This window comes from Viridibacillus soli (genome assembly GCF_016612995.1).
In the GTDB taxonomy this organism is placed as follows: domain Bacteria; phylum Bacillota; class Bacilli; order Bacillales_A; family Planococcaceae; genus Viridibacillus; species Viridibacillus soli.
In genome coordinates this window covers 79,624-103,561 of the sequence record NZ_JAEOAH010000008.1, presented here as the reverse complement: position 1 = coordinate 103,561, position 23,938 = coordinate 79,624, and the positions used below count along the sequence as shown (strand labels likewise).

20 protein-coding genes, 3 pseudogenes and 1 other annotated feature are annotated in these 23,938 nt (G+C 33.7%); of the genes and pseudogenes, 3 read left to right on the top strand and 20 right to left on the bottom strand.

The features are described from left to right. Window positions 1-95 precede the first annotated feature (95 nt). The 9 genes and pseudogenes from JFL43_RS09200 to JFL43_RS09160 all read right to left on the bottom strand — a co-directional run bounded on the left by JFL43_RS09200 (window position 96) and on the right by JFL43_RS09160 (window position 12,004). On the bottom strand, window positions 96-1,316 hold the full coding sequence (locus tag JFL43_RS09200; protein ID WP_200748806.1) for a substrate-binding domain-containing protein: 1,221 nt from the start codon (window positions 1,314-1,316) through the stop codon (window positions 96-98). A gap of 259 nt (window positions 1,317-1,575) precedes the next feature. Continuing rightward, a complete protein-coding gene (locus tag JFL43_RS09195; protein ID WP_200748805.1) occupies window positions 1,576-4,770 on the bottom strand; it encodes a BTAD domain-containing putative transcriptional regulator in 3,195 nt (1,064 codons plus the stop codon). Window positions 4,771-5,775: 1,005 nt separating this feature from the next. Then, a pseudogene (locus tag JFL43_RS09190) lies at window positions 5,776-7,749 on the bottom strand (S9 family peptidase). Further along, window positions 7,736-8,221, bottom strand: coding sequence for a DinB family protein (locus JFL43_RS09185; protein WP_200748804.1), 486 nt, complete (start codon window positions 8,219-8,221; stop codon window positions 7,736-7,738). The pseudogene JFL43_RS09190 and the gene JFL43_RS09185 overlap by 14 nt, the downstream one beginning before the upstream one ends. A gap of 151 nt (window positions 8,222-8,372) precedes the next feature. Beyond that, on the bottom strand, window positions 8,373-8,741 hold the full coding sequence (locus JFL43_RS09180; RefSeq protein WP_234447687.1) for an ASCH domain-containing protein: 369 nt from the start codon (window positions 8,739-8,741) through the stop codon (window positions 8,373-8,375). Window positions 8,742-8,778: 37 nt separating this feature from the next. Then, window positions 8,779-8,919: a hypothetical protein gene (locus JFL43_RS09175; RefSeq protein ID WP_200748803.1), complete on the bottom strand. Its 141-nt coding sequence runs from the start codon at window positions 8,917-8,919 to the stop codon at window positions 8,779-8,781. 44 nt (window positions 8,920-8,963) lie between these two features. Further along, on the bottom strand, window positions 8,964-9,536 hold the full coding sequence (locus tag JFL43_RS09170) for a class I SAM-dependent methyltransferase (RefSeq protein WP_200748802.1): 573 nt from the start codon (window positions 9,534-9,536) through the stop codon (window positions 8,964-8,966). A gap of 592 nt (window positions 9,537-10,128) precedes the next feature. Next, entirely contained in the window at window positions 10,129-10,749 is a 621-nt protein-coding gene (locus tag JFL43_RS09165) for a class I SAM-dependent methyltransferase (protein ID WP_200748801.1), read from the bottom strand. 733 nt (window positions 10,750-11,482) lie between these two features. Beyond that, window positions 11,483-12,004 (bottom strand): cupin domain-containing protein, encoded by a 522-nt coding sequence (locus JFL43_RS09160; RefSeq protein WP_200748800.1) that lies wholly within the window; start codon window positions 12,002-12,004, stop codon window positions 11,483-11,485. 107 nt (window positions 12,005-12,111) lie between these two features. Between JFL43_RS09160 and JFL43_RS09155 the strand changes: the two are divergent. After that, window positions 12,112-12,237: pseudogene (locus tag JFL43_RS09155) on the top strand (IS4 family transposase); the annotation flags it as partial. Between the two features lie 169 nt (window positions 12,238-12,406). On the opposite strand, the gene JFL43_RS09150 reads toward JFL43_RS09155, so the two are convergent. The 8 genes from JFL43_RS09150 to JFL43_RS09115 all read right to left on the bottom strand — a co-directional run bounded on the left by JFL43_RS09150 (window position 12,407) and on the right by JFL43_RS09115 (window position 18,278). Then, window positions 12,407-13,636 carry a right-handed parallel beta-helix repeat-containing protein gene (locus JFL43_RS09150; protein WP_200748799.1) on the bottom strand — a complete coding sequence of 410 codons (1,230 nt, stop codon included), beginning with the start codon at window positions 13,634-13,636 and terminating at the stop codon, window positions 12,407-12,409. A 372-nt stretch (window positions 13,637-14,008) separates the two neighbouring features. Then, a complete protein-coding gene (locus JFL43_RS09145; RefSeq protein WP_200748798.1) occupies window positions 14,009-14,467 on the bottom strand; it encodes an NUDIX hydrolase in 459 nt (152 codons plus the stop codon). 175 nt (window positions 14,468-14,642) lie between these two features. Beyond that, the gene (locus tag JFL43_RS09140; protein WP_200748797.1) at window positions 14,643-15,017 is read right to left on the bottom strand and encodes a hypothetical protein; all 375 of its coding nucleotides are present in this window, start codon (window positions 15,015-15,017) and stop codon (window positions 14,643-14,645) included. A 27-nt stretch (window positions 15,018-15,044) separates the two neighbouring features. Next, window positions 15,045-15,239 carry a hypothetical protein gene (locus JFL43_RS09135; protein ID WP_200748796.1) on the bottom strand — a complete coding sequence of 65 codons (195 nt, stop codon included), beginning with the start codon at window positions 15,237-15,239 and terminating at the stop codon, window positions 15,045-15,047. A 146-nt stretch (window positions 15,240-15,385) separates the two neighbouring features. After that, window positions 15,386-15,583, bottom strand: a complete 198-nt coding sequence (locus tag JFL43_RS09130; protein ID WP_200748795.1) for a helix-turn-helix transcriptional regulator — start codon at window positions 15,581-15,583, stop codon at window positions 15,386-15,388. A 131-nt stretch (window positions 15,584-15,714) separates the two neighbouring features. Next, complete coding sequence (locus JFL43_RS09125) at window positions 15,715-16,179, bottom strand: GNAT family N-acetyltransferase (RefSeq protein WP_200748794.1); 465 nt, start codon at window positions 16,177-16,179, stop codon at window positions 15,715-15,717. Between the two features lie 130 nt (window positions 16,180-16,309). Then, the gene (locus JFL43_RS09120) at window positions 16,310-17,857 is read right to left on the bottom strand and encodes a zinc ribbon domain-containing protein (protein WP_200748793.1); all 1,548 of its coding nucleotides are present in this window, start codon (window positions 17,855-17,857) and stop codon (window positions 16,310-16,312) included. Continuing rightward, window positions 17,847-18,278, bottom strand: a complete 432-nt coding sequence (locus JFL43_RS09115; protein WP_200748792.1) for a zinc ribbon domain-containing protein — start codon at window positions 18,276-18,278, stop codon at window positions 17,847-17,849. The genes JFL43_RS09120 and JFL43_RS09115 overlap by 11 nt, the downstream gene beginning before the upstream one ends. Window positions 18,279-18,448: 170 nt before the next feature. Between JFL43_RS09115 and JFL43_RS23455 the strand changes: the two are divergent. After that, a pseudogene (locus JFL43_RS23455) lies at window positions 18,449-18,517 on the top strand (zinc-ribbon domain-containing protein); the annotation flags it as partial. A 60-nt stretch (window positions 18,518-18,577) separates the two neighbouring features. Further along, entirely contained in the window at window positions 18,578-19,846 is a 1,269-nt protein-coding gene (locus JFL43_RS09110; RefSeq protein ID WP_234447686.1) for a TcaA 3rd/4th domain-containing protein, read from the top strand. A 318-nt stretch (window positions 19,847-20,164) separates the two neighbouring features. Here the strand turns inward: JFL43_RS09110 and JFL43_RS09105 are convergent, their stop codons facing one another. The 3 genes from JFL43_RS09105 to thrS all read right to left on the bottom strand — a co-directional run bounded on the left by JFL43_RS09105 (window position 20,165) and on the right by thrS (window position 23,610). Continuing rightward, window positions 20,165-20,608: a hypothetical protein gene (locus JFL43_RS09105; protein ID WP_200748790.1), complete on the bottom strand. Its 444-nt coding sequence runs from the start codon at window positions 20,606-20,608 to the stop codon at window positions 20,165-20,167. A gap of 237 nt (window positions 20,609-20,845) precedes the next feature. Continuing rightward, window positions 20,846-21,550, bottom strand: a complete 705-nt coding sequence (locus tag JFL43_RS09100; protein WP_200748789.1) for an amidohydrolase family protein — start codon at window positions 21,548-21,550, stop codon at window positions 20,846-20,848. 113 nt (window positions 21,551-21,663) lie between these two features. Continuing rightward, window positions 21,664-23,610, bottom strand: coding sequence for a threonine--tRNA ligase (gene thrS / locus JFL43_RS09095; protein WP_200748788.1), 1,947 nt, complete (start codon window positions 23,608-23,610; stop codon window positions 21,664-21,666). Between the two features lie 52 nt (window positions 23,611-23,662). After that, window positions 23,663-23,905, bottom strand: a binding site (T-box leader). Window positions 23,906-23,938: the final 33 nt, after the last annotated feature.

Sequence of the window (23,938 nt, the reverse complement as noted above, 5' to 3'; positions counted from 1 at the left end):
GCTCATTCCTCCTAGGTCTAGCTCTCTTAAAAACTTCTTATGTAAAAAGATTTGAAGAGAGCCAGACCAAATTTATGGTCTGAACTCTCGTATACTTATTTTTTATTTTGAATTGGTGGAGCTGTCTCGTCAGGTGTTAATTCACGAATTAATACTGGTACAGGGTAGTCAACACCTTTTTGTTCTTCAAGCTTAATAGAATACATAGGTTGTAATGCTTGGTGATCCTCTTTACGGAACGTCATTGTTCCTTTTGGTGTATCAAAAGACATGCCCTCCATTAATGGAATAAGAGTATTGCCATCAGCATTACCTTCTGATTTTTTTAATGCCTCAACAATTGCTACAGCAGATGAAAATCCACCTGGGGTAAATAAATCCGGCACTTCATTGTTAAAACGTTTTTTATGCTCCTCCACTAACCAATCATTCACTCCATTTTTTGGTAATGTATGATAATATACCGAGAATCCTTCCATACCTACTAAAGGTTTCATCAATTGAAGGGCGACGATATCAGGTGCACCTGTCGAAATTTTAATACCTTTTTCATTTAACTTAAGGTCTGCGATTTGATTCCAAGGCGAATTTGTTCCAGCCCATACAACAAATAGATAATCTGGTTTTGCCTTCATAATCTTTTGTAAGTTAGATGTGAAATCTGTAGCAGCTGGATCTGCATATTCTTCTAAAACAACTTCGGCGCCTAACTTTTCTGCAGCTGCTTTAAAAGCCTTAATCCCATCCCGACCGAAAGAATAATCTGGTGCAAATGTTGCGATTTTTGTACCTTTTTTAGCGATCGCTGCGGCTGCTGCATAAGCATCTTGAGACGAGTTTCTTGCAGTACGGAAGATAAATGGGTTGAACTCAGCACCAGTAATACTGTCTGCTACAGCCGGTTCAACAATCATAATTTTCTCGTATTCTTCCGCAAGTGGTAAGACAGCTAATGTATCTCCAGAACTAGAAGAACCTACTAAGAAATCTACCCCATCATCTTCTAATAACTTTGTTGCTTTTTGCACTGCTACTTCTGGTTTAGTTTCAGTATCTTCCCAGACAACTTCAATTTTCTTACCGGCAACTTCCCTCTTACCATCTGTTGCATAATCTAGCCCTAGTTCAAAGCCTTGTTTTGTTTGTTTTCCATAGGACTCCAAAGCACCAGTTAAAGAGGCCAATACACCGACTTTAATTGTTCCTCCTTCTTTTTCATCCTTTTCCGAAGAGGATTCACTTGTTTTCTTGTCATTTCCACATGCAGCGAGTAAAAGCATTACTGCTACTAATAGAACTGCCAACCATTTTTTCATTTAACTACCTCCTTCTTATTTTTTAAAGCGCTTACATCTTGCTGTAGAGGTATCATAACTAACCCTAGTTACAAATTAGTTACAAAGAAAAAAGACCCTACGTTTTCACGAGGGCACTGAAAAAGTCCATAAAATGAATTTTAGCCATTGCGGAAACGATTAATCGTTTCTGCCATGGCTTTTTCTTCGATGCCGTTAATTTCCGTTCCGGCGGACGCTTTCCTGGGGACGAAGCTTGAGCCTCCGTTTTCACATAAGGTCATTTTAAAATCATCTCATACATCTGTATGGTTGTTTCCATTGGTTCGATATTCAATTCGTCCTTTAATACTTGTTCACATTTTTCAAACCATCTGACAGCCTGAGTACGATTTTGAAGTTGAAAATATCCATTCATGATTAGGCGATACCCTTCTTCCCATGTATTATCTTGTTTCAACAAGTGCTCCGCCCAATACACTGTTTTGCTAAATTCTTTTAATCGGACATAATTCTGTGCTAAGCGTTCGATTCCTTCCATATAGGTACATTTCAATTCTTCTCGTATATCTTGTAGCCATTCTGATTTTCGCTTATCCGCAATAAATTCACCTTTATATATTTGGATGCCTCTTAAAAGCCATTCATTCGAAAGATTAGGATTTTTCTGTTGCATGCCTAAAGATATGAATTGTCTAAAAAAATCTAAATCACTATTCATACAATGCTGTGTAATGAGCTTGTACATAGACTGTTTTCGAACAACATATGCACTTTCTATTCTTGGAAGACGATTTGGCTCTAGCACTTTTAATAAGGCATTATAAGCCACTTTAAAATCTCTTGTCATTGTTTCTTCCGTAGCTTTTGGCCATAATACATTAATTACTTCTTCTTTGGAAACAAATCTTGTACGATTCAAGTATAGGTAAATGAATAATTCCTTTGCCTTTTCTCGTTGCCACGCTTTTTCGACTATTACTTCACCATCGCGATATACCGTCATAGCTCCAAATAGCTGAATATTATACATATGCGCTGGTACAGGCATATCAACATCCACTTCTAATAATTGATAAAAACGTGTGGTTTTAGCTGGTGATTGTTGTAATGTCGTCCAATGATGCATCAGTTGCCACCATACTATATTGTGCTGAGGACCGAAGATATGTTGTCCTTTGACAAAGAAATCATATTTTTTCTCTACAATAGTAGCCATACAGAGTTCAAAATTCGCCGCAAATTTAACGTCATCATTTTGCATATAAGCGATATAAGCATGCCAAAAGCTAACAATTGTCAAGCCAAAATAATCTTTTGAGTTTTCAAACTTACTTTGCGCTTTTGTAATAGCGTCTTTTGCATCTACATATTGTTCATGTTCTACATAAATAATTGATAACGATACATAAAGTAATGCTGAAACCCAATGATCATGCACTTTCTCCGTTTCTTTTAACCCTAACTCTACATTTAAAAGTGCTTGACCGAGTTGATGTTGCCGACTTTTTACAATGGCAAGCCCCATATATGACTCGGCTTTTGCACGTTTCACATCCATACGATCCATCATCTCTATGGTCTTTTTATAACACTGTTCCGCTTCAGTAATGTCACCTGGATTCAAGACCAATAATGTATGCCCTTTACGAAGATGCGCTACGGCTCGGATATATTGTGCATGCTCATTTTCTTTTTTCAAGATGCTTTTATTTGCTGATTCTAGGGCTTTTACATAATCACCTAATAATATTAAAATGAAAGAATATAATACATCGGTCTCACGATACGTATCCGAAATATGACTATATGAGTCCAAACGATTTTCTAATAAGCTTCTTGCTTCCTGAAGTTTGCCTTGCCTTAATAATATTCTTGCATCCAAATTTCCTCGCATCACGATCTCGGAAGATAGCCCTACATCTGAAACCCACTTTTCTGCTTCATACGGTTTCCCTAGATTCACTAGATTTTCTGCATATTGTTTTTGTATCAATTGCAGGTGATTTCCTTCTAACTTCGCTCGTTCTGCCAATTCAAGTGCTTCTTGCAAATAATTTTCAGCAAGTGATGGTTGAATGGTATCCAAATAGATATGTGCAATCCCAGCCTTTGCTTTTAAAATATAATCATAAGACTCGTACCCTTCTGCAAATGTAATGCATTTTTCATACGCTTTTTTTGCTTTTTCATATTGTGCCCGATATCTCTGACTTTCGCCTTCATAATAGTAAAGATGAAAGTGATTTGCCATTGTACTCTCTGATAGTTCGCGGATACGTTCGATAAACCAATCGAATTTTCCATCCTCTATGAACTGATTAGCAAAATAAGCTAATGAAGAAGCGATCAAATCTTCATTTTTTGTTTTCATCGCATGATAAACAGATTTCACAGGATTTCGTTGCTGAGTAAAATATTTTGCTGCCTTTAAATGAAATGCATTATAAGTATCTAAATCCGTTTCCATCATTTTCAATTCTAAAAATTGCTGAAATAATACATGATATCGAAATTCTGTGTGTCCTCTTAATGGCTGGATAAAAACATGTTTATTGACAAGATTTTTAAGCTGCTCTGCAAAAGTCTCCCCGTAAAACGTTTCTATTATTTCGTACGAAAATGTCTCAAAAATGCTAAACTTCATAATTGCATCCTGTTCAGAGTCATCTAGCGTTTCAAGTACTTCATGTGATAAATAATTGAAAAAGTCATTTGTCGAAAGATTCTGTAATTTAATCATAGATTTCTCTAAATCTATGGATTGCGTTGCGAGAAATAAAATCGCAATAGCCCATCCCTCAGTTGTTTGGAGGATTCTGTCCACTTGTTCTTCAGTCACATGATGTTGAAAATAATCTTCAAAGAATACTTGGATTTCTTCTGCTGAAAAAACAAAATCTTCTTCTACACATTCAACTAATTGATGATTTAATCTTAGATTCCGTATACATCCCCATGAAGGATATGTTCTCGATGAAATAATGAGATGAACATTGGGTGGTAAATGTAATATCAATTTCTCCATGATGTAATGAATATGAAAAATATGGTCCACTAAATAATAATCATCTAGTATTACAAAAAAAGGTTCTCGCGTCTTGCAAAACTCATTTACAAACAGAGTAAACAGCTTATTTAACTCTTCAACTTTCGGAAACATTGGAAGCTGATCCCAACCATTCATTGTTTCTCCAAAAGAAGGATATACATTCCGCACACTATAAAACAAGTGACGTAAAAATGGCAAAACATCGTCATCATCTTCTGTCACTTGATACCAAGAGAAAGCATTGGATTGATCTGCTAAAAATTGTGCCAATGCGGAACTTTTACCATAACCCGCTCCACCATGTAATATGGTGAGCTTTGTCTGATGACTTCGCGCTAATTTTTTCATGACCTTTGCTCGTCTCATATAATGTATAGCAGGTTCTGGTGGAATAAGCTTAGATAACAATATGTTGTCTTCCATATTGTATCCCCCTTCTCATCCTCAGTAATTTACATTCCTATGTTAGTGATATTTTAACATATTAGTTTGAAATTATATGATTTTGTAGTATTGGTCTACAACTAATACAATATGCTTGATTGAAGGCAAATAGACTATCCGTATGTATTTTGAAATAGCAAGACTTAAACTTTTTAGACCGAGTACCCTGTATAAAATCCACAATTACCTGTTTGTCTGAAGGACTATTAGTTGCAGGCAAAGAATCTAGCTCCTAAAATTTCAATTTCATCAACGTTAAATCTGTCTTTTGCGAACAGTGGATTTTGGTAATATGCTACCCTTCCCAGGAAAAGTTCTGTTCACGAAAAATAAAGTTGTTCCTGTCGCCCCCTTAGCGTACAATATTTCCGAAATGTTGGCGGTACCCCAGTAAAAAAAGCCGCCCAAAAATGGCAGCCGGTTCTTCAACTCTTGCCCCCGTTAGTGCAATGAGGGTTACTGTATTTTATTTGCATGTCTTTTTGCAAATGTAGAAGGCGAAACTTTATATTTGCCTGCGAGTTCTTTTTGTACTTTTTCTGTTAATTTCAAGCCCTCTTTAGTTGGTTCTTAATTTATTTTAGTTTGATTTTTATAATAAAGATTGATTATTTTGGAATGCGATTCTCCAATAAAGCGCCCGTTAGTTTAAGTGTAATTCTTCACAAACTATTAGCAGGTTTAGTTAAAAGTCTTTTTTTATGTAAATAAAAGAACTGAGTGAGAAATAATGCTCAGTTCTTTTGCAGGGATCCAGTTTCATAACTGTACGATTATATTATTTCCGTTCACCTACAAAGGTAAAGGGAGCTTAATGCCATAACGTTGCTATAAATTTGTAAGTCAATGTAGTTGCTAGAGTATTATACAGTGGAAATTCACATAGAAATCATAGAGCTACAATCACAGGCTAAATAAGAAAAAAAGCTTCCTTATGAAGACTGTTTCATCCTTATGTATCCTGTGAGGATATCCATTTATTTATCATAAAACCCTAAAATCTTTCATACTTTCTCCAAGAATATAGTGTGAAAACCACATCAAATTCTGCTTCATAATAGCCACATTAATTCCTGGCTGGTCAGAACTATATGCCATTCCTTTAAAAATAATTAATTCTGTATCAACTTCCATATCCCTTAATCCTTGATATAGCTCATATGCATTTGGAGTTGGAACTCTTTCATCCTTTTCGCCATGTTGGATTAAAGTGGGCGTACAGGCTGATTTAATATATGTCATTGGTGATGTTTTAGTATATATCTCTGGATCATTCCATGGATCATTTCCTAAATACATCCTAATAAAGTAAGGTATATCTGTATTTACATAATGGGTACTCCAATTAGTAATTCCACCTCCAACTGAAATAGCTTTAAATCTACTACTAAATGTAGAACAGAAAGCTGATATATATCCCCCGTTGCTCCATCCCATAACCCCTACTCTATCTTTATCTGCAATCCCTTTGTCAACTAGTTTATCCACTCCAGATATAACATCATCGTAGTTAGCAATTCCCAGTTTTCTATAGTTTGCTTTTAAGAATTCATTACCATAACCAGAACTTCCCCTGTAGTTTGGTTCTAAAACTATAAAGCCTTTTTCGATAAACTGTTCAATAGGATATTTCTCATTAAAACAGTCTGAAAATATTGGAAAGGATGCCCAAGCCGGTCCACCATGGATTACCACTAATAAGGGATATTTTTTATTTGAGTCAAACTCTACTGGGGTTGATAAAACTCCCTCTATATCAAGACCATCACTACTTTGCCATGAGATTATTTCCCTGTTACTTTTAAGCTTTCCTTTGAAAAAGCTATTTTCATTCGTTATTTTTTTATCGTCTAAATAGATTTCAAAGGTTTCATTTGTTATAGCCTTATTATAGGATATATAATTTCCATCCTTTGTTATAGAAGCATCCATTATAAAGCTATCTACTTTTTCGCTTAACATTTCCACAGTGCCATTCTCAGATAACAACCCAATAAGATAATTAGTTTTATTCTGCCATCTAATTAAAATCCCTTTAGCTGTCCACCGTAATGGAATAACCGTACTATCAAAATCTGTTAAAGGTTGAATTAGCTCTCCATTATTAATATCATATATCTCTAGTGTACTGTCTTGTATATGGGTCTTATAGTAATCCTTCTCCATTATGCTTGCTGAGTAACATATTTTGCTGCCTTCAGGAGAAAAGCAAACGCTCCCTCCCAACAACTTATCTATATTCAGCTTTTGTAGCTCTCCAGCTTTAATATCTAGTATGTATAGATCTCCATTAATATTATCTCCCCTAGTTGGACTTGGTGTAGCCATAAATACAACCTTTTTCCCATCATTTGAAATATCAAATTCATGGATATGAAAATACTTACCATCAGTTAGTTGATAAACAACGCTATTTTCGTGTTCATATTTATCATTTTGTATCACTTTTTCTATTTCAATTTAATATAAACAATTATTCTGGTATTCCTTACCTATATGATGGAAATCTCCATATAGTTCCTTACGTTTCTTTATCGCTTCAGATTCTTTTGACTGTGCAACATAATAAAAACCCTTGCCAGTAGGCTCCCATTTGAATTTACTGACCCCTTCTTTCTCATCAGTAATTTGAACCCCACTATAACCATCTATGGGCTTAACAAAGATCTGATTTTTCTTATTATCCCCGTCACCAACTGGGCTAAGGTATGCGATATCTCTAGAATCTGGAGACCATAATGGGTATGTACTATCTATATCCCTAGTTGTTAATGGGTAACACTGCCCCTTATCTTCTTCATATATCCATACATGATTCCTATATTTATTGTCTTTCCAGTTAGCTGTCTTCTTGACAAATGCTACATTTTTGCCATCATCACTTATGCTTGTACCTGATAAGGTTGGTAATGAAATAATCTCTTCTATACTTAGATATGTTTTTTCATTCATTTTCATTAATAAACCCCCTCGTTAACTCTCTTCCAATAAAGTTAGCAGGTACAGGGCTTAGTTCTAATTCTCTTGCCCAAACAGAAAGTTGACCTATGTGGTGAATTTCGTGAGTAATTATATGGTGTAATATTTCATCAAAAGTATATTTATCTTCATCCCAGGAAACACTGACTAGTTTTTCTTTTAAACCTCCTAAATTTGTTTTTATAAATTCAGCTATTTCATTTCGTGATTTATCTGAAAGTGATTTAATCTTTTCAAGTGTATTATAATCAGCAAACTGAAATACTACATCATCTTTGCCTTGAATGCCACGAATCCAACTATATTCCACATCAATTATGTGAAAAAGTGTATATAATATATTTCCTACTCCACCCCTGCGGTCTTTTAACAACTCTTTAATTGTCAGTTGATTGCACCAGTCAAACCATTCATCTCTTACCTGCCAGTTGTATTCAAAGAATTTAATCATTGTAAGCACTCCAATCTAGCTTATTACATTATATTTCGATGTAAATGCAACTATTTCCTTCTTCAACTACCTGCCCTTTAGTTGAATAAGAAAGAGCTGTCTGAACAGCTCTAAGATCTTCTACTAAAGCCCCCGTTGAATAAGTTTTGGTTTAATACTTTATTGTAATAGCCAATGTTCCCCATCGTTTTTCTTGTTCTGGTGTATATATTTCATAGGTTCCTTCTACCATTGCCTTCATTGACCAGCCTTCGCAATCAAAATCTTGAAACGAAATATTTTCATACATTTCTTCAAATGTATCGTATTTTCTTAAATCTGTAACTTGTACTTTTAATGTTTCATTTTGTTCAGGCACTCTTATAAATTTGATAGTATCACCTATTTTAATTTTTCTCCTATTCTCATCGTTTAAACGTACCTCAACTGTCTTTTTGCCTTCTTTAATTGCTTTAAAATATTCTCCGTATAATCTCATATTATGTACTATTTTATTCACCTCTATTTTGTATTTCGACATCTTCAATTAAATTTCCTTGTTCAACTATCCTGACCCGTTAATTGAATAAGAAAAGAGCTGTCTGAACACCCACTGCTGGATGATCCTTATACGGGCTTGAGCCTACGCATTGTTTAAAGTCTCTCCAGTTTTTTCGTTGTTCTTTAGTCTTAAATCTTTCTTTTTCTTCCTTGGACATTATACCTCCTCCAATTTTCTCCTCTGTTAAATGAAGAAACATGTTTAGCTTTTTTTCACTACTTTTGAATATGCAACAACTTTATATTCAAGTCTGATTTTATTGACTTCATTACCCTTTTCTCCAAAATAGAAGGTTAAGAGTTTTTTTGCTTCTTCTACAGAATCAAAAATAAACTCTGTATTTATTATGTGGTAGTCAAATCCACGTTTTACCCATTCAGATACCATGCTTGAAATGTCATGTGAAGAAAAAGAACAAAATTCATCTTCTCCATAATTATCTATAATGATAATACGACCACCATTTCTAACAACTCTTTCTACTTCAGTTAATCCGTCATCAATATCAGTTATTCCATCAAAAAAGAATGCCCAATTTGAATACATTGCATCAAACGTATTTGAATGAAAGGGTATTGATTGAGCAACTCCATTAGACCAAATCAAATTTCCTTTAAGATCAATCATTTTTTCATCTGGTTCCATAGCAATCACATTGCGATCTTCACGAATTAACTTCTCTGCTGTATATCCATTTCCAGCTCCCACATCTAAAATGATTCCATTAGTTAAAACTTCGTTCAGGTATTTAATAACTTTATTGTCTCTGTCCATACATCTTCTTTCAATTTCAAATAACTCAGATTGTACTCCACCATAAAATCGAATTATTTTGAAGTTTTCTTATTATTAGCCTCCTAATACTTTTCATTTTCTTCAGAATATTAAATTTGTATTAAAATCCTATTGAACTAAAAAGCCCCAATAATTAAATGAAAAATTCTTATGTACAAAAGCCATTACGCTTTTCAATAATAAACTTGGCCTTTCCGGATGGTCAGAATACTTTTTTTGAGTAGGTTTTATAAAGTTCGGGATGTATCAATTTTATCTCATTATGAGAAATAAGAACCTCTCCCGTCATTTTAGACACCATATGATAAACGTAATCCATCAAATTCCCTCCTCATAAAAGTTTAATTCTAAAAAGACGATTATCTTAATATCCTTTTATCCCTTTTTCTTCACTCATATTACCTATAAAATATGATGAAAAATATATTTACAATTTATGGAATAATATGATATAATTGAATTAGCTTAGACACAGGGAACCGCTAGAGAATGTAATTCTTCTCTAGCGGTTTTGTATTGTTCTGACAGTTTCTTATTGAACTAAACTGTCCCATTAAATGAAGAACATTAATCAATGAATCTTTGCAATTATTATCTTCCTATACATTCCATTCATCATAATTGGTGTATCTTCTTCTACTTTTATATGTTTATTATTTTTTGGAATTAATTCTTCAAAACTTCGGCCAATATCAGTTCCTAATACGCTAATAATTGGTCTTAAAAGCACTTTTGGTAACGAAAGTTTTTTATTTTTAGGAGCAAATTTATCAAAAATTATTATTTTTCCCTCGTGCTTTAAAACTCTTGTGATTTCTTGAAAACATTTATTAGCATCTGGTACAACTGAAAGTATTAGACTTGCTACTACATAATCGAAAGATTCGTCTTCAAAAACCATATTTTGAGCATCCATTTCTATAAATTTAATCGTAGAATCCTTGAACTTTATTTTTGCTTTTCCAAGCATATCAGGTGAATAATCAATTGCTGTTATATCTAGGTCAGCGTAATTTATTAACTCTAAATCAGCACCCGTCCCTACACCAACAAACAAGACTTTTTGTTTGCTATCGAATGGTATTGATTGGAATATTCGTTTTCGAGCATTTAAGAAGATACCCGAATTAAAAAACTTATCATAAATTGGGGATCCAATTTTATATATAAATTTGTTCCAAGAATTATTCAAACTCCTACACCCCCAATTCAACCGTAATTCTACCAATCAATAATTCACATAAATTTTATCTAATTTTAAATATTTTACCATAAATTTATAATGTTATTCATATTTAACTATTCTGGCCCTGTTAAAACAATCAATTCAACGCCCCGTTAGTTAACATGTCCCTCTACTGCAAAAATTATGAAAAAATCAAGTTATTATACCAGAATACAAAAGAACGTGGATTTGCAGATGTTGAATAGCAGGTGTGTTGATTAGGGAAGTATTAAGTTGTTATTTACCGTTAAAATGGTTTTTTTATGTTCGATATTAACTTATGTTACTACCTTTTTAGTTGATTGTAGCGGAGGGTGCTCGACTCCTGCGGGAAATGCACGCGTACCGAGACTCTGCACGGAGCGTAGTGAAGGAAGCGGCTCGGTGCTTGCCCGCGGAAAGCGAGCATCCCGTAGCGGAAATCAACCTGCCACTTTAATAGTTATGGTTAAAATTAGTTAAGCAATACGCCTGGTTGAATATATTACTAATGAAAATGATACAGGAACAAGATTATCTGTATGGTAACATCAAAAAAGACCTTTGCGAATAAAGGTCTTTAAAATCAACATTATTATTTACCATAGCTTAAAAGAAAATAATGTATCTGACTTATCAATAGTAGCTGAAAAATCTAGTCTCTTGTCCATTGTCTCCATGCCGTCATGATAAAAGATTGTTTGAGCTTTTTTCAAATAACTTATTTTGGAATATGTTTGTACGCTAACTTCATAATGATATCCTTGTGTTGGGGATATTTTAGTAAAAGGTCGTCTTGTGTAAACAATTCAAAGTCTTGAAAATCAAAACCTGGAGAAACCATACAACCAACTAGAGAGCATACATCTTTCTCCATAACAGAAGATCCAAAGATTGAATGTTTAGGAACTAAAGCTTGAGGAACTTCTCCTTTTTCTAAATTAATTCCTAATTTAATTTCCTCATACTCTCCATTTTCATGAATGACATGGATTGTTAAAGGACTTCCACCGTGATAATACCATAATTCATCAGATTTCAAACGATGAAAGTGGGATACATCATTAGACGTTAATAGAAAATAAATACTCGTATAAAGCTTTCTTTGACCTTCAAAATTTACATGTAACTCTTTATCAGAAGTCCGTTCCTCAGATTCAAATGTTCTTTTGTAATATCCACCTTCTGGATGCGGAACAAGTCCAAGTTTTGATATCCAAGATTGTAATTCACTTATATTCATTGCAAAAATCCTTTCTCTATTTCGTTTGATTAATTGACTGCACGAGGAAAATCCATTTTTTTAAAAAAGGTAGCTTTATAAGACTAGATTCCTCTCTACCCTAAACTATACTGTTATACACTTCATTTGGGCAATGGTTTTCACAACTAAATCTTCCGTTATTTAGAGAAATGTTGAAAACAAGGAAATTAGATTACTGTATGAAAAAATTAACGACAGAATCATTCTTAAAGAATTTTTAATACTGAACTTTAGATAATCCGCTTTTAATGAAACACTGAATTCCTCACACAATGTGTCAACGTTATAGACCTCGCCACATTCTTATCAGTGAATTTACACCTTAAGATACCATCAAAAAGAGACCTTTATTTTGTTAAAGGTCTCTTTTATCCAAGTAATTTACTTTGACGTAAGTTGAATTTTTTCAGTATTTTGTATGAATTGGTTGTAGGAATTATTAATTCGAATACTCGTTTCAGAAGTGTTAATGGCTTTGTTTGTTAGAAGTGCTTTTTTATTAGCTTCATTTAGCTTATTGTACGTGATATCGTATTGTGAGCCTGGACCACTGTTTTTCCAAGCCATAAATTGAATTGTTCGTCCTACTGTAATAAAAGTATTGCTTTTAAACGTTGGGTAGACTGCACCACTGGCTAAAATACCGCGAGTAACTGCATTGCCATTTGCTACATTCTGGATGATATTATTTTCAATAACAGCATTCGACCAGTTCATGACACGAATGGCATCTAAGCGTGTTTTGTCAATGTCGTTATTGCGAATGATTACTTTATCATGATACATTTTACCTGAATATTTATGTGTTCCAATAGCTCGATCTAGGTTCTTAAATTTATTGTTTTCAATAGTTATTTTTTGGTTCGGCGTTTTATCATACTTACTCCAATTTTGACTCCAACCTGCTGTTGTTTTATCCGGTGTATCAATATTAATGGCTTCTTTGTTCTTATTTGCTGATGCCCTTGAATTTGTAAACGTATTTTTTCGGATCACTACATTCTTAGAAGCATCTAGCTCAATAAAATGGCCCGAATACATATTCTTAAATTGAATGTTTTCTACTTTTACATTTTGATTATGCCCCATAATCAAGGCAATACTATCTTTTTCATATTTCATATCAATTGTTACTTTACCTTCACCTATAAAGGAAATATTTTTTTCACCATTATATTTGCCGTATACACCTGATTTATTGGCTTTTGACGGTTTAATGAATTGAAATATTGATTTTGAGGCTTTAAATTTACTTGTACCAGTTTTCTGACCTTTGACAATAGTTACGCCATCTTTCATTTTAATCGTTACATTCGAAGGAACATATAACGTATTACTGATTTTGTATGTTCCTTTTTTCAATATAAGCGTACCGCCACCTTTTTTCTCCAATTTCTCTAAATAGGAGCGAAGTACATAGTAATGCTTGGTATTACTATTATATGTAGTGTATTTCATCATCACCTTATCCACTGGTACTGTTTTCGGTGAAATTGTGTAGAAATCCTTTGCCGCTGCTTTTGCTGTATTGGGCACAACCCCTATCCATGCACTCAGAATCAACACAGTAGCCGCAAATAATACTCCAATTCTCTTGACTTTCATAATCATGTTGTAAAATTCTCCTTCTCAAAAAATGATAATAATATTAATAGGATATTACTGACAGAATATCATACAATTTTTCACATTCCCTTGTATTACTCTATCAAAATACCCCATACTATAGTACCATTTTTTTCTGCTATACAAATGGCTTTTGGAGAAAAAAGTTTCTTCTAATAACTTTAATAACAAAAGCAGTTTTTGAATCCCCATAAACATCTACAAGATAAGGTTATGTTCCTATGTCATCTATATAGGCTTCACACAGCAATTTTGATGCTTGTTTTTATGTATACTTAATTGCGTTCCAAATTATTTTAACCCTTCACAATTTGCTGTATCAAATAGATTTTACATAAGCAATTTTTTGAACATGTCTTATTTTGATGAAGTTCCCAGTTTAAAATCCTCAATTGCCTGTTTGTCTGGAGGACTAATATTTGAAGGCAATGATTGCAATTCAAAAAATTTCAATTCTTTCACTTCTGTAAAATCAGCTTTTAAAGTACCATTATATTGCTCACATATATATGTAGTAATCACGTTATAAACCTCATCACCATGAGGATATTGGTAATAAAATTTTTCACCTGAATAAACATTAAATAACTGCAGTTCTTCTGCAATAAGTCCCGTTTCCTCTGCTAACTCACGGCTTGCTGCATCTTCTAATGTTTCACCTATTTCTAATGATCCGCCGGGCAATCCCCAACACTGGTTATCTGTTCTTAGTTGTAGTAATAGGTGTTTGTTTTTATTAACTACTATCACGCTAGCACCTACCATTAACAGTGGCCTAGAGCCTACTATCTTTCTCAAATCCATAATGTATCCCAAATCTATCCCTCCTTTGTTTCACTTATCCAATCATTATTCTTTCTCAAGAATCAAAGTTTTCTCACCCTTCTTATACTTCAAATATTGCATTAACCAAATAAATGAAATGAAAAATAGCAACTATATTGGCACAACCCGAAAATCATTATACCTTTCGACTTTGTATCCTCTAGAGTTAATATTTCTTCGCATAATACACCATTGTTAGAAATACCGATGATATATAAATTGTCATCATTATTGTCAGTAGATTGTAAGCATCTATATTTAGACTACTAACTGGGTTAAAGACTATCATTAATATTAAAACTACAGCTATTAGGATGAAATAATTCACATAGATGGATCGCTCTTTTATTTTTTGTGCTCGTTCATCTTTTGCGGTAAGGTGAGGTGCTAAGTAGGATAAGCAAAAACACATAATACAAATAGCAATTAGCATTAGTGAAGATGGAAATTTATTTACACTTATTGAAACTCCATTTATAAATAACGCCATAACACCAAAAATACATCCCATTATGATAAAGCCCATTTTTGTTTCTTTCATTTGTCTTCACACCTTCCGAATTTGAGTTTAAAGTCTATTTGGATTCTCAATGGTCATTGAAAATACCTCGCCACATTTTGCACAACATGAGATGAACATCCCAGTACCTAAAGACATTAATTTATCCACTTTTTTCACTTTATCGTAACCACTATTACCAATTTTTCCTGTTTCCGTTTCAGTATGACCACATTTCTTACAAATAAAATTTTCATTAGACATAATAATCTCTCCCCTAAATGAATTTATTTATGTATCTACTCGTCTTTTTTATAAATGATATTTTTTCCGTCTAAATTAAATTCATAAAAATAGAAACTTTTCTTTTTGAGTAACTGTTGCACCTTCAAAAAAAGTGCTCCTCCTATCTATTCATCCTCATAAATGAATACATCTTTAATGGAACAGTTGAATAGCCGAGCAATTTTAAACGCAAGCGTAATCGATGGATTGTATCTTTCTTTTTCTAATGAAATGACTGTCTGTCTAGATACTTCTAACTTTTCAGCAAGCTCATCTTGCGTATATTTGTGTATTGCTCGAAAATCTTTGATATTATTTTTCATAATCCCCCTCACTTTCTTGTAAAGGAAGCTTTACGTGAAGTATACTTTACAGTTTTTAGTTAGTCAAGTTTACTTTACGTTTTTTATAATAGAAAAGGCTAGCAAAATTTCACTAGCCTTTAAATCGATATTCAATTCAAATTATGTTTAAAAACATCTATACTTTCATCATTTGCATCTATTAATGTCTCCACATAAACCCAGCCTCTATTACGATAATAATCAGAAGCATTTTCAGTTTTCAAATAGATTTCTTCATAACCTAAACCTTTTACTACCTTTAAGACTTCAGTTATCAATTGACTACCTACACCTTTGCTGCGGTGCGCTGGTAAAGTATAAAGAGAAGCAAGCCAAGGTTTATAGTTTTGACGCTGTTTTAAGTCATTTTCAAAAATTGAAACAGTCCCAACACATTTCTCATCATCTAACGCAATAAGGGTAATTGGAAACTGATCTACATTTGTATTGGAGAAATAGTTGACCACATCATTTAACGACTTTGTCCCTCCTATTTTCAGGACAAATTCTTCATAAACCATTTGGGCAACGTCTTCCTTATACTTTGTCGCGCTTGCTAAGAATTCTATATCCACAAATAGACCTCCCTTTACTCGAATCTAAAAAGCACTGAAATATTAATAGTAAATTTTATAAGGTACACTGTAATTTTAAAACTGCGATTGTAAGTCAGAAAAACAACTTATGATACAACCCTATTTATCATTATTTAAATAATTTATACACATACCCACCTAAAGTAAAACTTAAACCACTTATAGTAAAGCTCGTTATAAATGTCATTATATAGGAAAATTCCATCGATAGACGATATACATCTCCATTTCTTCCAAAGGAAATATCTACGTTTGTTAAATAAATTATGAAACATTGTACAATTGCGAAGATCACTGCAAATTTCGCAATTTCCTTCCATTGTAGCTGATGCCGATTATAAAAAAAATAGCCGATAGAAGCAATTAGTAAGACTGTGATTAATACGAGAATACTTTTCGATCCAATAATCGATTTGTCTATAAGGAGTATATTATTGAATAAATCGAAACCTTCCACACTTCCAGTTAATGTATTACCAAACAACCAGTTCGTCTTAATATCACCAAAATCACCATCTCCACTAGTACTAAATTTTAATGAATTAAATTGTGTCATTAAAAAATGAATAACGCTAATCGGTCCATGTATTAATGGAATAAAATAGGCTTCATCCATTTCAATTTCCTTCGAACTTTTCAGCAAGGAATTGCTATAAATCATATTTACAAGTAAACCCACCATTGTGATACATACAACAGATATTGCATACCCAATTGCACTAATTTGCTCCTGCAGAAAGGTTACTATATCCCTGTTATAATACGCTAATACAGCACCTACGGTAACAAATATTGCCGATAAAGCTAAACCTGTTACAATCGCATCCCATTGACTATATGTAATACTAAACAAAAAGTAAGAATTTAATTTACCATCCAACTTTGCAGCACCAGCAATACTCGAAATCCATAAGAATATTGTGTAAATAACTGTTGAAAAGAAAACTCCAGCAATAAGTGATAGTTTATATTTTTTTGCAATTACGCCTAAAATGATACCACTAATTAATAACGCTAAAATAGGTAAAACGAGCATTGATGTCATTAAGCCATTGACACTTCCTGAGATAAGATTATCTGCAAGAAATGCCGAGAATGAAAACTCGGTTTTAATATTATGAACTTGGTTTGTTAATGCAAAAATATTCATTATATTTGGTATAACAACATGATGACCAGCTTCCTCAGATATTAGAGAGCTTAATCTACCCGGTTCTAATATATATGCGATTTCTGAGTTGTCTAAAAATCCTTTGTTCTTTAAGAATGACTTGATTATAGATATCGGCATTGTAAGTATTACTATAATTGCTAGAAAAATTGGTATACATAGTAACCAATCTCTTTTAAAATTAAGATTTTGTATAAAATTCTTCGATCTATTCAAATCTACTCTATTTAAACTTTTTTTGATTTCTGGAACGATTGTTTTCGAAATTGTCTCTTGAAATCCCTTTTTTTGCACTACACGTTGTAACAATGAATGACCGCAATTTTTGCAGGATGGATACTCTTCTTTATTTTGCTGATTACATGAAGTACAATATTCGTTATATTTATAAGTAAATGACTCTTCAGGAACACCAAGCTTATGTCCATCATTTGGGCAATAGGTATAACTAGAAGGATATTTGTTACCACATTCCTTACAATTCATTATCAGTCGTTCCTCCTATTTGCGATCCACAGCAAGGACAATATTGAGTGCCCTTTTCGATGTATGCATGACAATATGTACACTCCACTTCTTCCACTTCATCAATTTTATAATGTGGGTTTGGCTGTCCGCACGATCCGCAAAATTTCGCATCCTGTGATAAAGATGAATGGCAGGATGGACATTCTGAAGAATTCATTTTTGCACGGTACAATTTCTTATTTGTTTCATAAATAGTTTTATCTGTTTCTAGTATCTGTGATGCTAGCTTCTCCAATTCCGTAGATTTAAGCTGCTGAAAGCGAAGTAAACGGTAGGCCTCTTCTCCCATATGAATAATTTGAGTAGCTCGCTGCGATTTTTTTTGTTGCAAACTGTTTGATAAATCCTTCATTTCTTGCTGCGTCAGTACATTTGTCATATTAAATACTCCTTTTCCAATTTCCCCATACTTTGTATTCAGTATAATTATACATAATTACTAAGAAAAATGTTTACATTTGTAATTTACATAGTAATTAGAACTATTACCGTGTTATATTAACATAGAAAATACAAATGTACTGAAAACACTTAAAGGAGTGTCGAATAGTGGGACAATGTCCAAATTGTAATCATGAAATTCAAAGTAACGAAAAATTTTGTCTGAATTGTGGTAGTTCACTTCCACAACAAGAAAGCGAGTCACGTTCTCCCTCAATACAGCAGGATAAAAAACCAATGAGCAAGAAAAAAAAATATGGACTTTTCACTGCTTTATCCGTCTTGCTAGTACTAATCGTAACTCATTTTATCGTCAAAAATACTTTGGCGCCCGAAAAACACATAGCAAAAATGCAAAACGCATTTGTTCAGGAAGATGCAAGTGAATTTTTAAAGCAATTTTCGATTCCTGATGGTACTAGTAGTAATGCAAAGGGTTTCTTTGAATATGTGGATGATTATGGATGGTCAAATTTACGTGGACAATTAACAGCGGCCATACAAACGATTGAAGATGGAAACCTACCAGATACGATTGAAGATAAAGATGGCAATAAACTTATCAGCGTGGTCGATCATAAAATATTAGGCGGCTTATATCATAAACTTCAATTTAAGATTCATGCAACAAATGTTAAAGTTGAAAGTGAACTTACTGATGTGAAATTTGCAGTTGATGATTATAATGTCAAAACTTCTATTGATAAAGCTATCAACGTTGGTAAATTTATCCCTGGGAATTACAAATGGGAAGCTTCAATTAACAATCCTTATGGTAAGGGCAGCTACTCGGGAACTATGAAAGTTCATCCTGAGACGGATAATACATATAACTTCACACCCAAAATTAATGCGGCAATGGTTTATATTATGTCTGATTTAGATTCATCAATTGTTTTCGTTAATAATAAATCAACGAAGAGAACGGTTGCTGAATTTGCTGAACTAGGTGGAATTGGTCCTATCCCCCTTGATAAATCCGTACAGATTCACTCTGTCGGAAAAAATGATTCTGGTAAGAGCATTAAATCGGCCATTGTAAAGGTTGATTCTCCTGAAATTGAATTGCCATTTGAATCTATTCAACAAGCTCGTGCAGAAGAAGAAAGACAAAATGCCTTATCAAGTATTGCAGATAATTATCGCTCTGATCTCGAAAATTATTATGCAAGGTTCCGTGAAGAATATGAAACGGACTTTAATAATCACGAATTTTATGAACTAGAAGACTATATTTCTCCTTCTAATACTAAATTAATTGCAGAATTCAAAGAGTATATGTACAAATTTTCTGGTGAAGATTCAATTTTTTTAGGTCCTGATACAATTCTAAGCATTAAAGCCATTTCGTCCAATAAATTCGAGCTTGTAGCGCGAGAAAACGGTGAGTTTACGAGCGGTGAGGATTATGAAACGGAATCACTAGAAACGAAAATCCAGAAGTATGTGATTTCAATAGATAATGAAGATTACTTTATAATAGAATCTCGCGATAAATTACAATAAAAAGATAAAATGGTGCACTTCACTAATTCTATCAATGAAGAAAAGGTATCACTTTGTCACTCATTATGACGAAGTGATACCTTTTCTAATTCCAATGGCATCTTAGCAGGTACTAAAAACTTTAAACAAAGATTTTATTGTTCAGTAAATTTCACGAAATTAGGTTTACATTAGGGAGTGTGCGTTTTTACACCCAACATTGACGTTGAACCTAAAATTAAGAATTAATCAATATCGACTTCTCTGGCACTTTACCCGAATTCTTTGCATGAGGGTTAGCTGAATGCTCATACAGTACTAGATCGTATTTTTCTAATTTTAAATCCACGGTTTATAGCGGATAGAAGACGCTACGGGATCAATGCTATCAGAGTGAAATGGTATTTCCGTTTCTGATTCTCTGACAATTTTAAAGGCAATGTGATTAGCTTCTTCTGACCATGTATAATAAAAAACCGTTAAAATTGAAGTCAATACTAATTTCTCTACATCGACAGATTGGTTATTCCCTAGCACTATATCTTGCTTTAACTGAATGGTCTCACTCGTTTCCGCTATCCGTTCACTTGGTACATTTATATCCAAAATCCATGGTTGATCTATCGGTATTTCAAAGTCTAGATGCGTATATTCAATATGAAATTGGATATTCTCACCAAGTGGAATGTCTGTTATTTCAATTTCACTATAAATCGTAAACATCGAATCATCTAATTCGACTGATTGCCCAACTGAAGTCGGAGTTAGATTCTGTCCATTCATTAAAACGGATAGCTTCGGAAACATTTGATAGTCAAAATCAACACCTTCTGCAAGTTCAAATGTCGAACAAATAAGTAAACGACCACCATCAATTAATACTTCATTTATCGTTAATTTACCATACTTATTTTCAGTTGTTTCACCTATGACCGATTTATATGTTGCATAATCTAAAATCTATTCGTAATCATATGCTTTTCTACGAGAATACCATTGCATCGCATTTTCATAAAGGATTCAATTAGCATCTTTTTCATCAAATTGATCAAGTATTACATGAATATCTTTAATATTAAATGGCCGTTTTGCACGAGTTGAAGGTAAATCCGTTCCAAACATTAATGCTTCAGGATTTATATCATGAATGGCTTTCATCGCTTTGACTACATCTAATTCTACTCTTCCAAAGCCAGTCTCCTTTACGTGTACACCGCCTTCCACTAAATCGAGTAAATTCGGTAATCCTTCCTCTGAGAGGCCTAAGTGGTCAATAGAAATCGCAAGTAATGATTGAACCACTTCTTTAACCTCTAGCAAATCTTTAGCATCGATATATAATTCACTGTGCCAGCCTACTAAGTCGTAGACACGTCTTGCAAAATAATCCAGCTTTGATAAATTCTCAGATCCTCCGCGTCTGACGTTAAAGCGTAGAGCTCTAACACCTTGCTCATTTAATTTAAGAATGTCTTGATCCGTTGTATTAAATGGCAACTGTGTTACGCCACAAAAAGAAGGACCCATCACTTTTAGAGCTTTGATTAAATAACCTTGATCAAATCCTTGAAATGAACCTGACACAATGGTGCCACCAACACTTTCAAAATCCTTAATTGCATGTTGATAGTCTTCCACTAAATAGGACGGTGGTATATACCCTTGATTTTCTTGAATCGGAAAATCAAAATCGATAATGTGCAAATGTGCATCAAATATTTTCATTCCCTCTCCCCCTTTAGTATTAATTGTAATTAAGAAGAGGTATAAATTAAATTTATAAAAAATTAATGATACTCATTTGTTTTACTTATGATACTTGAATAAGTTGTATTTAATTACTCAAACTCAAACTCCAATTCACTATTATTCAAAGATTTATTTCCAATGCTAGTTTTAATATTGGAAATAAATTCATCAAGCTGAACTTCCATTGAAGTTTCCTGGCCATATTGTCTTAAGTTAACAGATTGATTTTCAAGTTCATGATCACCTATTACTAAGATATAAGGAACCTTTTTCATCTGAGCTTCCCGCATTTTATAGCCTAGTTTTTCTTCACGTAAATCAAGTGCAACCCGTATTTCTTCTTGTTTAAATCGTCTTGTAATCTCTTCTACATACTCTTTATGAATTGTGTTTGATACAGGTATTACTGTGACTTGAATAGGTGATAGCCAATCCGGGAATGCACCACCAAAGTGCTCAATTAATATGCCTAGGAAGCGATCGATTGATCCGAATACAGCTCGGTGAATAACAACAGGTCTTACTTTCTGGTTTTGTTCATCAATATAAGTAAGGTCAAACTTTTCAGGAAACTGGAAATCCAGCTGAACTGTTGCACATTGATGGCTACGTTTAATGGCATCTTTAATATGGATATCGATCTTAGGTCCATAAAAAGCACCGTCTCCTTCATTCACTTTGTATGGATAACCAAGGCTTTTCAACACTTTTTCTAGTGATGCTTCTGCTTGGTTCCATAATTCTTCACTTCCCATATAATCTTCAGGTCGTGTTGATAATTCAATCTCATACTCAAAACCAAATGTTTGATATACACGATCTATCAATTGTAGGGCAAGAGAAATTTCATCTTCGATCTGATCTGGTCGTACAAAAATGTGTGCATCATCTTGGCAGAATGTACGAACACGCAATAGACCATTCAAGGCTCCACTAAATTCATGTCGATGCACTTGGCCGAATTCAGCTATCCGTATAGGTAGATCACGATACGATCGACGTCTATCTTTAAAAATAAGCATATGTCCTGGACAATTCATCGGCTTTAATGCAAATTCTTGATTGTCTACTTCCGTAAAATACATATTTTCTTTGTAATGATCCCAGTGTCCCGATCGCTCCCATAGTCTTTTATTCATCATAGATGGTGTACGTACCTCTTGGTAATCATATTGATGCTGAAGCTTACGCAAAAATGCTTCCAATTCATTACGAATAATTTGACCATTCGCTAAGTAAAACGGCATGCCAGGTGCTTCTTCTGAAAACATAAATAGCTCTAATTCATTTCCTAATTTACGATGGTTTCTTTTTTGCGCTTCCTCTACAAAATGAAAGTGTTCTTCCAACTCTTCTTTTGAAGCAAAAGCCACACCATAAATACGCTGCAATACTTTATTATTACTATCCCCTCGCCAATATGCCCCTGAAACATGTGTTAATTTAAATGCTTTAATAAACCGAGTTGCTGGTAAATGGGGACCTCGACATAAATCCACAAATTCTCCTTGGCGATATACTGTCACTGTATCTCCTTGTGGTATATCTTCTAACAATTCTAGTTTTAACGGGTCTTCTTTAAAGATTTTTCTTACTTCATCACGTGGCAATTCTTTGCGTTTAATCTCCAAGTTTTCAGAGATAATTTTAGCCATCTCTCTCTCGATTTTCACTAGGTCATCAACCGTCATCGTACTTTCCAAATCAACATCATAATAAAAACCATTTTCAATTACTGGCCCTATACCTAGACGAACTTCACCATATAAACGTTTAATCGCTTGAGCTAATACATGTGCAGATGTATGCCTCATAATCTCTACACCAGCTAACGAATGTATATCATATAGCTCAATTTCAGCATCCTCGTAGATACAACGTTTTAAATCATATAGTGCTCCATTGACTTTACCCGCTACAGATTTCTTTTTAAGACTGGAACTAATGGACTGTGCGATTTCCTCTAACGATATCCCTTGCATATAGTTCTTTTCATTTCCATTTGGAAACTTAATCACGATTTCTTTCTTCCTCATAACACAACACTCCTATTTTTTATTAATATAAAAAACACGCACTCATCCCTATAAAAGGGACGAGTGCGTGTCATATACCCGTGGTTCCACCCAAATTTCCATCATATGAATAAATAAGCTACCTTATGATGGCTTTGTGTAAGCTATATCGCTGCTTCTACGGTACTGATTACTATTATTTCACCAATACTGCTCCAAGGTGGTAAATAATTCTTCTGCGTTAGGAAGTTTTCAGCTTTGCCTTCCCTCTCTGTAAACCGTTTTGAATTACTCGTGCCCTTGTCATTGCATTTTCTATTTAATTATTAAAACAAAAAACACACCCATC